At 69.1% G+C, this 14,029-nt stretch carries 11 protein-coding genes; 2 read left to right on the forward strand and 9 right to left on the reverse strand.

The window, feature by feature from the left end; translation table 11 throughout:
• Positions 1-18 precede the first annotated feature (18 nt).
• The 8 genes from alaS to PUR53_RS04715 form a co-directional block, all read right to left on the reverse strand.
• Positions 19-2,691 (reverse strand): alanine--tRNA ligase, encoded by a 2,673-nt coding sequence (gene alaS / locus PUR53_RS04680; protein WP_329907447.1) that lies wholly within the window; start codon positions 2,689-2,691, stop codon positions 19-21.
• Positions 2,691-3,044 (reverse strand): hypothetical protein, encoded by a 354-nt coding sequence (locus PUR53_RS04685; protein WP_239752443.1) that lies wholly within the window; start codon positions 3,042-3,044, stop codon positions 2,691-2,693. Before PUR53_RS04685 ends, alaS begins: the two co-directional genes overlap by 1 nt.
• A gap of 9 nt (positions 3,045-3,053) precedes the next feature.
• A complete protein-coding gene (locus tag PUR53_RS04690; protein WP_329907462.1) occupies positions 3,054-3,485 on the reverse strand; it encodes a DUF948 domain-containing protein in 432 nt (143 codons plus the stop codon).
• 196 nt (positions 3,486-3,681) lie between these two features.
• Positions 3,682-4,296 (reverse strand): 30S ribosomal protein S4, encoded by a 615-nt coding sequence (gene rpsD, locus PUR53_RS04695; protein WP_033532580.1) that lies wholly within the window; start codon positions 4,294-4,296, stop codon positions 3,682-3,684.
• Positions 4,297-4,592: 296 nt separating this feature from the next.
• Positions 4,593-5,948 (reverse strand): replication-associated recombination protein A, encoded by a 1,356-nt coding sequence (locus PUR53_RS04700; RefSeq protein ID WP_329907448.1) that lies wholly within the window; start codon positions 5,946-5,948, stop codon positions 4,593-4,595.
• A 68-nt stretch (positions 5,949-6,016) separates the two neighbouring features.
• Positions 6,017-6,655, reverse strand: a complete 639-nt coding sequence (locus PUR53_RS04705; protein ID WP_329907449.1) for a vitamin K epoxide reductase family protein — start codon at positions 6,653-6,655, stop codon at positions 6,017-6,019.
• Positions 6,656-6,802: 147 nt separating this feature from the next.
• A complete protein-coding gene (gene hisS / locus PUR53_RS04710; protein ID WP_329907450.1) occupies positions 6,803-8,065 on the reverse strand; it encodes a histidine--tRNA ligase in 1,263 nt (420 codons plus the stop codon).
• 13 nt (positions 8,066-8,078) lie between these two features.
• Positions 8,079-8,795, reverse strand: coding sequence for an MBL fold metallo-hydrolase (locus tag PUR53_RS04715; protein WP_329901421.1), 717 nt, complete (start codon positions 8,793-8,795; stop codon positions 8,079-8,081).
• A 167-nt stretch (positions 8,796-8,962) separates the two neighbouring features.
• Here PUR53_RS04715 and PUR53_RS04720 point away from each other — a divergent pair, with 167 nt between their 5' ends.
• A complete protein-coding gene (locus tag PUR53_RS04720; protein WP_329901422.1) occupies positions 8,963-9,808 on the forward strand; it encodes a peptidylprolyl isomerase in 846 nt (281 codons plus the stop codon).
• A 135-nt stretch (positions 9,809-9,943) separates the two neighbouring features.
• Positions 9,944-11,173, forward strand: coding sequence for a DUF349 domain-containing protein (locus PUR53_RS04725; RefSeq protein ID WP_329901423.1), 1,230 nt, complete (start codon positions 9,944-9,946; stop codon positions 11,171-11,173).
• Between the two features lie 71 nt (positions 11,174-11,244).
• On the opposite strand, the gene PUR53_RS04730 is transcribed toward PUR53_RS04725, so the two are convergent.
• Positions 11,245-13,806 carry a RelA/SpoT family protein gene (locus PUR53_RS04730; RefSeq protein WP_329901424.1) on the reverse strand — a complete coding sequence of 854 codons (2,562 nt, stop codon included), beginning with the start codon at positions 13,804-13,806 and terminating at the stop codon, positions 11,245-11,247.
• Positions 13,807-14,029: the final 223 nt, after the last annotated feature.

Below are 14,029 nucleotides of genomic sequence, written 5' to 3' on the forward strand. Positions count from 1 at the left end.
TCCTGTGATCCGTGGTGCTCACTTGGCCGTCTCGGCGACCAGGCGCTCGACCGCGTCCACGGCCTCGCCGACAGCGGCCGGGTTCTGGCCACCGCCCTGGGCGACGTCCGGCTTGCCGCCACCGCCGCCGCCGAGGGTCTTGGCGGCCGTACGGACCAGGTCGCCGGCCTTGAGACCGCGCTCGCGGGCGGCCTCGTTGGTGGCGATGACCGTGAGCGGCTTGCCGTTCACGACGGTGAAGAGGGCGACCACGACGGCCCGGCCGCCCTGGATGCGTCCGCGCACGTCGAGGACCAGCTTGCGGAGGTCGTCGGCGGTGGTGCCGTCCGGGACCTGACCGGTCACGAGAGCGACGCCGGAAACGTCCTTGGCGGACTCGGCGAGACCGCCGGCGGCCTGCAGCACCTTCTCCGCGCGGAACTTCTCGATCTCCTTCTCGGCGTCCTTGAGCTTGCCGAGCATGGCCGAAACCTTCTCCGGAAGCTCCTCCGGACGGCCCTTGATCAGTTCCTGGAGCTGGGCGACGACCGTGTGCTCCCGGGCGAGGAAGTTGTAGGCGTCGACGCCGACGAGGGCTTCGATACGGCGCACACCGGAGCCGATCGAGGACTCGCCGAGGAGCTTCACCAGGCCGAGCTGCGAGGTGTTGTGGACGTGCGTGCCGCCGCACAGCTCCTTGGAGAAGTCGCCGATGGTGACGACGCGGACGCGCTCGCCGTACTTCTCGCCGAACTCGGCGATGGCGCCCTGCTTCTTGGCCTCGTCGATGCCCATGACCTCGGCGTGCACGTCCAGGTCGCGGGCGAGCACCTCGTTGATCTTCTGCTCGACGTCGGTCATCACGGCCGTCGGAACGGCGGACGGGGAGCCGAAGTCGAAGCGGAAGCGGCCGGGCTGGTTCTCGGAACCGGCCTGGGCGGCCGTGGGGCCGAGGGCGTCGCGCAGGGCCTGGTGGGTGAGGTGGGTGGCCGAGTGGGCACGGGCGATGGCCGTACGGCGACGGCCGTCGATGGAGGCCTGGGCCTTGGCGCCGACGGTCACCTCGCCGACCTGGACGACGCCCTTGTGGACGTACACACCCGGGACCGGCTTCTGGCAGTCGCGGATCTCGATGACGGCACCGGAGTCGACCTTGATCCGGCCGGTGTCACCGATCTGACCGCCGCCCTCGGCGTAGAACGGGGTGCGGTCGAGGACGATCTCGACCTCGTCGCCCTCGGTGGCGGCGGGCGAGGACAGACCGTCGACGAGGATGCCGACGACCGTGGACTCGCCCTCGGTGTCCGAGTAGCCGATGAACTCGGTCTCGCCGGCGGTGTCGGCGATCTCGCGGTAGGCGCCGAGGTCGGCGTGCCCGGTCTTCTTGGAGCGGGCGTCGGCCTTGGCGCGGTCCCGCTGCTCCTTCATCAGGCGGCGGAAGCCGTCCTCGTCCACGGAGAGGCCCTGTTCGGCGGCCATCTCCAGGGTGAGGTCGATCGGGAAGCCCCAGGTGTCGTGGAGCAGGAAGGCCTTGTCGCCGGCGAGGACCTGGCCGCCGGTGGCCTTGGTCTCCGTGACGGCGGTGTCGAGGATGTTGGTGCCGGCCTTCAGCGTCTTGAGGAAGGCGTTCTCCTCGGCGAGGGCGACCTTCTCGATGCGCTCGCGGTCGGTGATCAGCTCGGGGTACTGCTGGCCCATCATGCCGATGACGACCTCGATGAGGTCCTTGACGACCGGGCCGGTGGCGCCGAGGAGGCGCATGTTGCGGATGGCGCGGCGCATGATGCGGCGCAGGACGTAGCCGCGGCCCTCGTTGCCGGGGGTGACGCCGTCGCCGATGAGCATCACGGCGGTGCGGATGTGGTCGGTGACCACGCGCAGGGAGACGTCGGACTCGTGGGCGTCGCCGTAGCGGACGCCGGTCAGCTCGGTGGCCTTGTCGATCACGGCCATGGAGGTGTCGATCTCGTACATGTTCTGCACGCCCTGCAGAATCATGGCGAGGCGTTCCAGGCCGAGGCCGGTGTCGATGTTCTTGCTGGGCAGCTCGCCGAGGATCTCGAAGTCCTCCTTGGAGGTGCCCTCGCCGCGCTCGTACTGCATGAAGACCAGGTTCCAGATCTCCACGTACCGCTCGTCGTTGACGGCCGGGCCGCCCTCGACGCCGAACTCGGGGCCGCGGTCGTAGTTGATCTCGGAACACGGGCCGCACGGGCCGGGGACGCCCATGGACCAGTAGTTGTCCTTCTTGCCGAGGCGCTGGATGCGCTCCTTGGGCACGCCGATCTGCTCGTGCCAGATGCGCTCGGCCTCGTCGTCGTCCTTGTAGACGGTGATCCAGAGCTTCTCCGGCTCCAGGCCGTAACCGCCCTTGTCCTGGGGGCTGGTGAGCAGCTCCCAGGCGTGCTGGATGGCGCCTTCCTTGAAGTAGTCGCCGAAGGAGAAGTTGCCGCACATCTGGAAGAACGTGCCGTGTCGGGTGGTCTTGCCGACCTCTTCGATGTCCGGCGTGCGGACGCACTTCTGCACGCTGGTGGCGCGGGCGAAGGAGGGCTTGACCTCACCCAGGAAGTACGGCTTGAAGGGGACCATGCCCGCGTTGACCAGGAGCAGAGTCGGGTCGTCCGCGATGAGCGACGCCGAAGGGACAACGGTGTGACCGCGCTCCTCGAAGAAGCTCAACCAGCGGCGACGAATCTCGGCCGACTCCATCAGTGGTCCTCATTCCGGTTGTACGAGTACGTCTGGTACGTCGAGCCCTCGACGTACTTCGGGTTGTTGCGGTTCTCGATGGCGGCGTACCGCCGGGGGGCGGGGAGTTCCGGGTTCTCGTTGATGCCGAGGGCGTCGCCCAACTCGGCCTCCCGCACGGCCATGTTGTCCCGGACGTCGAGCGCGAAGCCGACCGCGCGGTCCTTGATGCGGTGACCTGCCTCGATCGCCTTGTTCCCCGCGGTTCTGGCGAGGCTCTCGGGGGTCAGCTGCTTCAGCTTGCGGTTGACCTTGGTGGTGGCCCACACACCGGCGGCGACGCCCGTGGTGAACCAGAAGGTACGGCGGAACATCGCTGACTCTCAGTCCTTCTTGCCTCGGGTGTTGCGCCGAGAGACCGTGCGGCCCACGATCACGGTGCGCTTGGACTCCTTGGCGGGCGCGTCCTCCTTGCGGCCGCCGAGGGCCCGGCGCACGCCGTAACCGAAGGCGGAGACCTTGACCAGGGGGCCGCCGAAGGTGGAGGCGACGGTGGTCGACAACGCGGAGGCGTTCGACGTGACCTCCTGGACGTCGGAGGCGATCGCGTCGACCCGGTCGATCTGGGTCTGCGCGGAACGCACCGCCGTGGAGGCGTCGGCCAGGAGCGGGACGGCCTGGTCGGTCACGTCCGCGACGAGCTTGGTGGTCGCCTTGAGCGTCTGGGCCAGCCTCGCCAGAGCGACGGCGAGGAAGGAGACCAGGATCGCCCAGAAGACGGCCACCAGGATCCCGGCCACCTCTCCACCGGACACTGTCTGCACCCGCTCCCTGGAACATGCCTGAACGTCGAAAAGTCGTGTCCCGAGCCTATCGCGCCGCAGCGATCGCTCAGTACCGCATTAATGCCTACCGCACCAAGGCGTCAGCCCGCCGTCCCGCCCGCCTCGGAAGGCGGGGGAACGACGGGCTGACGCTCGGTGCGTAGGTCCTACGTCCGTCGAAAGAGGATCAACGGGCGTAGTACTCGACGACGAGCTGCTCGTCGCAGATGACCGGGATCTCCTTGCGGTTCGGGTCGCGGTCCAGGCGGAAGGCCAGGGCCTTCAGGTTCACCTGGAGGTAGCGCGGGGTCTCGCCGTCGGCGGCGAAGCCACCCTCGCGGGCGACCTCGAACAGCGGCTTCTGACGGCTGCGCTCACGGACCATGACGACGTCGTCCGGCTTGACGCGGAAGGACGGCTTGTCGACCTTGTGGCCGTTGACCTCGATGTGGCCGTGGACGACCATCTGGCGGGCCTGGTAGATCGTGCGGGCGATGCCCGAACGCAGGACCAGCGCGTCGAGACGGCGCTCGAGCTCGATGATCAGGGCCTCACCGGTCTTGCCCTGGACCTTGGAGGCACGCTCGTAGGCGCGGACGAGCTGACGCTCGGACACGTCGTACTGCGCGCGCAGACGCTGCTTCTCGAGCAGACGGACCTTGTAGTCCGAGTTCTGCTTGCGGCCGCGGCCGTGCTCACCCGGCGGGTAGGGGCGGGCCTCGAAGTACTTGACGGCCTTCGGGGTCAGCGCGATGCCGAGGGCACGCGACTTCTTGACCTTGGGGCGGGACTGGTTCGCCACGATCTCTCATTTCTGGGTGTTCGGCTTGTCAGGGTTGAGGGAGGTCGCATCCGCAGCCGGGGAAACCCGCCGGACCCGCGAGGGACCCGATGGGCAGCCGCTCCCCTGGTCTGGGCACATACGTGCAGCACGCGAGTGGCCCACCGACCGGTCCCGTCGTACGACGGATGGTGGTGGGCTGCCCGCGACACCATTCGAACGGTGCGCGACGCTCCTGGAACCCCCTGAGGGGTTCCGGCTGACCGTCCCGTTCTGACTGCACGGGACACAGCACTTCGAGGCATTCTACAGGCTGCTCAGGTCCGCTTACGACCGAGGTGCTGGCGGGTCCATTCCACCGCGTCCGCGTACCGGGCCTCGGCGCCGTGCCGGGTGGGGGTGTAGTACTCCCGGTCCCTGAGCTCCTCCGGGGCGTACTGCTGGGCCGCGATGCCTTCGGGCAGGTCGTGCGGGTAGACGTATCCCTGCGCGTGACCGAGCTTGGCCGCGCCCTTGTAGTGCCCGTCTCTCAGGTGCGTCGGCACGGGTCCCGCGTGACCCTTGCGTACGTCCTCCATGGCGGCGCCGATGGCCGTCGTCGCCGCGTTCGACTTGGGGGCCAGGGCCAGGGCGATCGTGGCGTGGCTGAGGGTGAGTGCGGCCTCCGGGAAGCCGATCATGGCGACGGCCTGGGCGGCGGCCACGGCTATCGGCAGGGCGTTCGGGTCGGCGAGGCCGATGTCCTCGCTCGCGGAGATCATCAGGCGGCGGGCGATGAACCGGGGGTCCTCACCGGCCTCGATCATCCGGGCCAGGTAGTGCAGCGCCGCGTCCACGTCCGAGCCGCGGATCGACTTGATGAGGGCGCTGGCCACGTCGTAGTGCTGGTCGCCGTCGCGGTCGTACTTCACGGCGGCGCGGTCGACGGTCTCTTCCAGCGTCTGGAGCGCGATCTCCCGCTCCCCCTTGTCTAGGGCGGCGCCGGCCGCGGCCTCCAGGGCGGTCAGGGCGCGGCGGGCGTCGCCGCCGGCGATCCGCAGGAGGTGCGCCTCGGTGTCCTCGGGCAGGGTGAGCGCGCCCTTGAGGCCGCGCTCGTCGCCCAGCGCGCGTTTCAGCAGGCCGCTGAGGTCGTCGTCGGTGAGCGGTTCGAGGGTGAGGAGGAGGGAGCGGGACAGGAGGGGGGAGATCACCGAGAAGTACGGGTTCTCCGTGGTCGCCGCGATCAGGGTGACCCAGCGGTTCTCGACGGCCGGGAGGAGGGAGTCCTGCTGGGCCTTGCTGAAGCGGTGGATCTCGTCGAGGAAGAGGACGGTCTCCTTGCCGAAGCCGCCGGTGGCGCGGCGGGCGCCCTCGATGACCGCGCGGACCTCCTTGACCCCGGCGGTGATCGCGGAGAGCTCCACGAACCGCTTGTTGGTGGCCTTGGAGACGACGTACGCGAGGGTGGTCTTGCCGGTGCCGGGCGGGCCCCAGAGGATCACCGAGGAGGGGCCGGCCGGGCCGCCGCCGGACTCGCCGACCAGTCTGCGCAGGGGGGAGCCGGGCTTCAGCAGATGCTGCTGGCCCACGACCTCGTCCAGGGTGCGCGGACGCATCCGTACGGCCAGGGGGCTGGCGGCCGGGTCCTTCTCCTGGCGTTCTTCGGCGGCGGCGGTGAACAGATCGGGCTCCACACGAAAACCCTATGTCACCCCACTGACAGTCCCGGCCGGAGCCGCCCTGTCGCTCGACGGGGAACCCGTCAGCTGGTCCAGAAGTCCCACCAGCGGGTCAGGATCAGCATGCCGATGATGCCGATGTGCATCACGGGCAGGACCCAGGTGAACTCGCCGAAGAAGTTCTTGAGCCAGCTCGGCGCGGGCAGGAAGCCGTTGCGGATGTTGGAGGAGGTGACGTACCAGAACATCAGGATGGTGGCGACCCAGGCGAGGCAGCACCACAGGCAGAGCGAGTTGATGGCGTAGAGGGACTGGTACTGGAGCCAGGTCACGAAGCCGACTCCGAAGAGCGTGCCGGCGTTGAAGGTGAGCCAGTACCAGCGGGGGAAGGTGGCCCGGGCCAGCAGGCTCATGCCGACGCAGATGACCATGCCGTACGCGACGAGGCCGAGCATCGGGTTGGGGAACCCGAAGACGGAGGCCTGGTCGCTCTTCATGATGTTGCCGCAGGAGACCACCGGGTTGAGGCTGCACCCGGGGGTGAAGTTCGGGTCCTCCAGCAGCTTGAACTTGTCGAGCGTGATGACCCAGGAGGCGAGCAGTCCGGCCGCGCCGGTGATCAGCAGCAGGATCGCGAGGGCCCGGCTTCCGCCCACCGTGCGCGGGGCCTCGGTGTGTTCCCGGTCGGTGGTCGAGACGTCCCTGACTGTCGTCTTGCTCATCACGTCGATTCCGTCGATTCCATAGCGTCGAAGGGGCCGCTGGGGCACGGTCATTGTGCCGTACACCCTCGCGCGCGGACCGTTCACTGGACGTAAAAGTCGCCCCCACCGCCCGTAAAGGACGACGAGGGCGACAACGGTTCGAACTCAGCCCAGCCGGGCCTCCAGCTCGGCCACGATCTCGTTCACGCCGACGGCGGTCTGCTCCCCGGACTCCATGTCCTTGAGCTGGACGACGCCCTCGGCGAGGTCGCGTTCGCCGGCCACGATCGTGTACCGCGCGCCGCTGCGGTTGGCGTTCTTCATCGCGCCCTTCAGGCCCTTGCCGCCGTAGGCGAAGTCGGCCGCGATGCCGACCTTGCGCAGTTCGGTGACCTTGGCGAACAGCAGGCGGCGGGCCTCGTCGCCGAGCGGGACGGCGAACACGCTGGTGGCGGCGGGGAGTTCGAGCTCGACTCCCTCCGCCTCCAGGGCGAGAACCGTGCGGTCGACGCCGAGCGCCCAGCCGACCGAGGGCAGCGCGGGGCCGCCGATCATCTCGGAGAGGCCGTCGTAGCGGCCGCCGCCGCCCACCGCGGACTGCGAGCCGAGGCCGTCGTGGACGAACTCGAAGGTGGTCCGGGTGTAGTAGTCCAGGCCGCGCACGAGCTTCGGGTCGTCCTCGAAGGAGACGCCCGCCGCCGTGATCAGCTCGCGCACCTCCTCGTGGTACGCCTTGCAGGCGTCGCAGAGGTAGTCGCGCAGCAGCGGGGCGTCACCGAGTTGCTTCTGCACGGACTCGCGCTTGTCGTCCAGCACCCGCAGCGGGTTGATCTCCGCGCGGCGGAGCGTGTCCTCGTCGAGGTCGAGGCCGCGCAGGAACTCCTGGAGCGCCGCGCGGTAGACGGGACGGCACTCCTTGTCGCCGAGGCTGTTGAGCAGGATGCGGAAGTTCCTGAGGCCCAGCGAGCGGTACGCCTGGTCGGCCAGGATGATCAACTCGGCGTCCAGGGCCGGGTCCTCGGCGCCGATCGCCTCGGCGCCCACCTGGGAGAAGTGGCGGTAGCGGCCCTTCTGGGGGCGCTCGTAGCGGTAGTACGAGCCGGAGTACCAGAGCTTGACCGGGAGGTTGCCGACCTTGTGGAGGTTGGCCTCCAGGGCGGCGCGCAGGACGGATGCGGTGCCCTCGGGGCGAAGGGCGAGCCGGTCGCCGCCCTTGGTCTCGAAGGCGTACATCTCCTTGGTCACGATGTCGGTGGACTCACCGACACCGCGCGCGAACAGTTCGACGCTCTCGAAGCCGGGCGTCTCGATGTAGCCGTAGCCGGAGTCGCGCAGCGGCGCGGCGATGGCCTCGCGGACGGCCAGGTACTTGGCGCTGTCCGGGGGCAGCAGGTCGTACGTGCCCTTGGGGGCCTGAAAGGTGCTCACGGAAGGTCTCTCGTCACATTCCTCGTCGGGGAGGGGTCGTCGGACCCGCTCCCTGGCCGCCGGCGGCCACCTGCCGCAGATACGGGTTGGTGGCGCGCTCCTGGCCGATGGTCGTCTGGGGGCCGTGGCCGGACAGCACCACGGTCGAGTCGTCGAGCGGCAGGCACACGCGGGCCAGCGAGTCGAGCATCTCGGCCATGTCGCCGCCGGGCAGGTCGGTGCGTCCGATGGAGCCGGCGAACAACAGATCCCCGGAGAAGAACACGGAGGGGATCTCCGTGTTCTCGGGCATCCGGAAGGTCACCGACCCCTTGGTATGGCCGGGCGCGTGCGAGACGGCCAGCTCCAGACCGGCCAGCTCCAGCTTCGCGCCGTCGGTCAGCTCCTTGACGTCACCGGGCTCCCCCACGGTCAGCTCGCCCATGAGCGGCATGCCGATGGAACGGCCGAGCGCCTTCTCGGGGTCGCTCATCATGTACCGGTCCTCGGGGTGGATCCACGCCGGTACGTCGTGCGCGCCGCACACCGGGACGACCGAGGCCACGTGGTCGATGTGGCCGTGGGTGAGGACGACGGCGACGGGCTTGAGCCGATGCTTCTTCAGCGTCTCCTCGACTCCCTGGGTGGCCTGGTGGCCCGGGTCGATGATCACGCACTCCTCACCGGCGGCGGGGGCGACCAGGTAACAGTTGGTCCCCCAGGCCCCGGCAGGGAACCCGGCAATGAGCACGATCGTCCTTCTTGTGGCGTACGAGGGTGGGTTGCTGTGGATCAGAGCCTACCGGCGCTGCCGTTTCCTCAGCGAACCCATATACGGTACGGGTCACACGCAATCAGTCCACTCGACGGACGCGCGACGGAGCCGTCGACGTACGAGACGCATGAGGAGAGAACCCCGTGGTCAGCCAGGATCAGCGGCGGCGTCAGCTCGCCCGGGAGAAGTTCTTGCGGCAGCAGCAGCGGCGCACGTCCGCGCGACGCAAGGCACGAGTCCGCAACGCGTCGATCGCTTCGGTGCTCGGTGTGATCCTGGTGGGCAGTGTGGCGCTCTACACGACCGACGTCCTCAAGGGCGACGACAAGAAGGACAACGTGAGCGCGGAGGGGAGCCCGAGCGCCTCGCCGAGCAAGGCGCCGGACCCGTGCGAGAAGCCGGCCGCGGGCAAGGTGGAGGAACTCACCTTCAAGAAGGAACCCGCGCTCACCATCGACAAGACGGCGAAGTACACGATGGATCTGCAGACGACCTGCGGTGCCATCGACATAGCGATGGACGCGGCGAAGGCGCCGCGTACCGTCAACTCGTTCAACTTCCTTGTGAACAAGGGATACCTGGACCACACGAAGTGCCACCGCCTCACCACCGAGGGCATCTACGTCCTGCAGTGCGGTGACCCGCAGGGCACCGGCATGGGTGGTCCCGGCTACACGATCCCGGACGAGAACCTGAAGGACCCGCGTCTGAAGGGCGATGTGTACCCGGCGGGCACGGTCGCGATGGCGAACCAGTTCAACGCGCAGACGGGCGAGGGCAAGAACAGCGGCGGCAGCCAGTTCTTCCTGGTCTTCCAGGACAGCCCGTTGCCGGCCAACTACACACCGTTCGGCACGGTCTCCAAGGACGGCATGAAGGTTCTGAAGAAGATCGGCGACGCGGGAGCCCAGGCCCCGGACCCCCAGACCGGCAACACGGCACCCAACGCGACCGTGGTCATCAACAAGGCGACTGTCAAGAAGTCCTGACCGCCAACAGCGAAATTTCGGTCGCGCGGGATGCGGACAGGCAACCCGCCGGTCGCCTATGTTGGCCGTGACGAAACTGTGGACGATGCCCGGGGGCGCTGAGGCCCCTTGCAGGCATCATGTGGAGGAGGCGCTGTGAGCAGCGACCCGTGGGGCCGCGTCGACGAGACGGGGACCGTGTACGTGCGTACGGCCGACGGCGAGCAGGTCGTCGGTTCCTGGCAGGCGGGCTCCCCCGAGGAGGCGCTGGCCTACTTCGAGCGCAAGTACGAAGGCCTGGTTGTCGAGATCGGCCTCCTCGAGAAGCGCGTCAGGACCACCGACCTGTCGGCGAAGGACGCCCAGGCCGCGATCGATCACATTCGCGAGCAGGTGGACGCGCACCACGCTGTCGGTGACCTGGACGCGCTGAAGGTGCGGCTGGACAAGCTCGTCGAGACCGTCGAGGCTCGGCGCGAGGAGCGCAAGCAGCAGCGGGCCAAGCAGTCCGACGAGGCGCGGCACGCCAAGGAGGCGCTGGTCGCCGAGGCGGAGGAGCTGGCCCAGTCCGACCAGTGGCGGTCCGCCGGTGAGCGGCTGCGGGCGCTGGTGGACACCTGGAAGGGTCTGCCGCGGCTGGACCGGAAGTCCGACGACGAGCTCTGGCACCGCTTCTCGCACGCCCGCTCGGCGTTCTCCAAGCGTCGCAAGGCCCACTTCGCGCAGCTCGACGCGCAGCGCGAGGACGCCCGCAAGACCAAGGAGAGGCTGGTCGCGGAGGCCGAGGCGCTGTCGAACTCGACGGACTGGGGTCCGACGGCGGCGCGCTACCGCGAGCTGATGGCCGACTGGAAGGCCGCAGGCCGCGCCCAGCGTGAGCACGAGGACGACCTGTGGAACCGCTTCCGCGGCGCCCAGGACGTCTTCTTCGCCGCCCGCAGCTCGGTGTTCGCCGAGCGTGACGCGGAGCAGACGGAGAACCTCAAGCTCAAGGAGGAGCTGGCCGGGGAGGCGGAGAAGATCCTGCCGGTGACGGATCTGAAGGCCGCCCGTGCCGCCTTCCGTTCGGTCAACGAGCGGTGGGAGGCCATCGGCCATGTGCCGCGTGACGCCCGTCCGAAGGTCGAGGGCCGGATGCACGCCGTCGAGCGGGCCATCCAGGAGGCCGAGGAAGCGGAGTGGCGCCGGACGAACCCGGAGGCCCGTGCCCGTGCCGCCGGTCTCACGGGGCAGCTGCAGGCCGCCGTGGACAAGCTGACGGCCCAGATCGAGGCCGCCCGCGCCCAGGGCAACAACGCCAAGGCCGACAAGCTCCAGCGCGAGCTCGACGGCCGCCAGGCTCTGCTGGACCAGGCCCTGAAGGGTCTGCAGGAGTTCGGCGGCTGACGTCGACGGCAGGACATGAGTGAGGGGCTCCCGTACGGTCCGTACGGGAGCCCCTCACTCGTCTGTCGTGGTTACGGCCTGCGCGCCGACGTCACGCGGTACACGTCGTAGACGCCCTCCACGCCTCGTACGGCTTTCAGGACGTGGCCCAGGTGTTTCGGGTCGCCCATCTCGAAGGTGAAGCGGGAGGTGGCGACGCGGTCGCGGGACGTCTGGACGGCGGCCGACAGGATGTTGACGTGCTGGTCGGACAGGACGCGGGTGACGTCCGAGAGGAGACGGCTGCGGTCCAGGGCCTCGACCTGTATGGCGACGAGGAAGACCGAGGACTGGGTCGGGGCCCATTCGACGTCGAGGATGCGCTCGGGTTCGCGGGAGAGCGACTCGACGTTGACGCAGTCGCTGCGGTGAACCGATACGCCACTGCCCCGGGTGACGAAGCCGATGATGGGGTCGCCGGGGACGGGCGTACAGCAGCGGGCGAGCTTGACCCAGACGTCGTCGACGCCCTTGACCACGACACCGGGGTCGTTGCTGCCGCGCCGCTTGCGGCTCCGGCCGCGGCTGGGCGGTACGGACTCGTCGATCTCCTCGGTCGCGGCCTCCTCGCCACCGAGGGCCTGGACGAGCTTCTGGACCACGCTCTGCGCGGAGACATGGCCCTCGCCTATGGCCGCGTAGAGGGCGGAGATGTCCGGGTAGCGCATCTCGTGCGCCAGGGTGACGAGCGAGTCGCCGGTGAGGATGCGCTGGATCGGCAGGTTCTGCTTGCGCATCGCGCGGACGATGGCGTCCTTGCCCTGCTCGATGGCCTCGTCGCGCCGCTCCTTGGAGAACCAGGCGCGGATCTTGTTGCGGGCGCGGGGTGACTTGACGAAGCCGAGCCAGTCGCGGGAGGGGCCCGCGCCGGCCGCCTTGGAGGTGAAGACCTCCACCAGGTCGCCGTTGTCGAGGGTGGATTCGAGCGGGACGAGGCGGCCGTTGACCCTCGCGCCTATGGTGCGGTGGCCGACCTCGGTGTGGACCGCGTACGCGAAGTCGACGGGGGTCGCGCTGGCCGGCAGCGCGATGACGTCGCCCTTGGGGGTGAAGACGAAGACCTCGTTGCGAGAGAGGTCGAAGCGCAGGGACTCCAGGAACTCTCCGGGGTCCTCGGTCTCCTTCTGCCAGTCGAGGAGCTGGCGCAGCCAGGCCATGTCGTTGAGGTGGTCGTCCTTGCCGGTGGTCCTCGGCTGGTCCGAGCGCACCTTGGAGGCACCGGCGACGGCCTCCTGCTTGTACTTCCAGTGCGCGGCGATGCCGTACTCGGCGCGGCGGTGCATGTCGAACGTACGGATCTGGAGTTCGACGGGCTTGCCGTTGGGGCCGATGACCGTCGTGTGCAGCGACTGGTACATGTTGAACTTGGGCATCGCGATGTAGTCCTTGAACCGCCCCGGAACCGGGTTCCAGCGGGCGTGGACGGTGCCCAGCGCGGCGTAGCAGTCGCGGACGGTGTCCACCAGGACGCGGATGCCGACCAGGTCGTAGATCTCCGCGAAGTCACGGCCGCGCACGATCATCTTCTGGTAGACGCTGTAGTAGTGCTTCGGGCGTCCGGTGACGGTGGCCTTGATGCGGGCGGCGCGCAGGTCCTGCTGGACCTCGTCGGTCACTATGGCCAGATACTCGTCACGCTTCGGTGCCCGCTCGGCCACCAGCCGGACGATCTCGTCGTACATCTTGGGGTAGAGGATCGCGAAGGCGAGGTCCTCCAGCTCCCACTTGATGGTGTTCATGCCCAGGCGGTGGGCGAGCGGCGCGTAGATCTCCAGGGTCTCGCGCGCCTTCTTCTCCTGCTTCTCGCGCTTGAGGTAGCGCATGGTGCGCATGTTGTGCAGACGGTCGGCGAGCTTGATGACCAGGACTCGGGGGTCCTTGGCCATGGCGACGACCATCTTGCGCACGGTCTCGGCCTGTGCGGCCTCGCCGAACTTGACCTTGTCGAGCTTGGTGACGCCGTCGACGAGGAGGGCGACGGAGTCGCCGAAGTCGCGGCGGAGCTGGTCGAGGCCGTACTCGGTGTCCTCGACGGTGTCGTGCAGAAGACCGGCCATCAGGGTGGCCGGATCCATGCCCAGCTCGGCGAGGATCGTGGTCACGGCGAGGGGGTGCGTGATGTACGGGTCGCCGCTCTTGCGCTTCTGGCCCCGGTGCCAGCGCTCGGCGACCTGGTAGGCCTTCTCGATCTGGCGGAGCGTCGACGTCTCGATCTTCGGGTCGTTGCCGCGCACGGCCCGCAGCAACGGCTCCAGGACCGGGTTGTACGGGTTGGAGCGCTGCACACCTAGACGGGCGAGCCGGGCGCGCACGCGGTTGGAGGAACCGGAGCGGGCGGGCTGCCCCGTGGTGGCGGGGCGGGCCGGGGGCGCCGGAGCGGGCGCGGGCGCGGGGCGCTCGGGCGGGGCGGGCTTGGGGCGCGACGGGCCGTCGGTCTTGTCGGCGGGCGCGGACTGGGCGTGCTCGACGGAGCCCTGCGCGGACGCGGCGGCGTTCTCGGGGTTCGCCTTCGTCGCGTGCTGCGCGGGCTGGGCCGCGGGGCCCGAGGCGGACTCGGGCTTGGCGGCGGTCAGGTGCTGGGCCTCGTCTGCCAAGAGGGCTCCTCGTGCGCGATCCGGGTCCCCCGGTCAGGCTCCGGAGCACCCATGGTAGCGATCCCGCGCCCCAGGATCGCCTTCAGGCCACATTGAGGGCGGTCTACCCATGGAACACGGGGGGTGCGCGGCGGATTCCGGGGGCTGCGGCGGGGGGGTGCGGTGGTCTGTTCAGCGCGGGTCGTGTGGGGTTGCTCGCGCAGTTCCCCGCGCCCCTTCGGGG

It is taken from the genome of Streptomyces sp. SP18BB07 (genome assembly GCF_036322545.1).
In the GTDB taxonomy this organism is placed as follows: Bacteria; Actinomycetota; Actinomycetes; order Streptomycetales; family Streptomycetaceae; genus Streptomyces; species Streptomyces deccanensis.

Coding starts and splice junctions, on each gene's coding strand:
- alaS (WP_329907447.1), bottom strand. CDS start 2,691: ATGGAGTCGGCCGAGATTCGTCGCCGCTGGTTGAGCTTCTTCGAGGAG.
- PUR53_RS04685 (WP_239752443.1), bottom strand. CDS start 3,044: ATGTTCCGCCGTACCTTCTGGTTCACCACGGGCGTCGCCGCCGGTGTG.
- PUR53_RS04705 (WP_329907449.1), bottom strand. CDS start 6,655: ATGAGCAAGACGACAGTCAGGGACGTCTCGACCACCGACCGGGAACAC.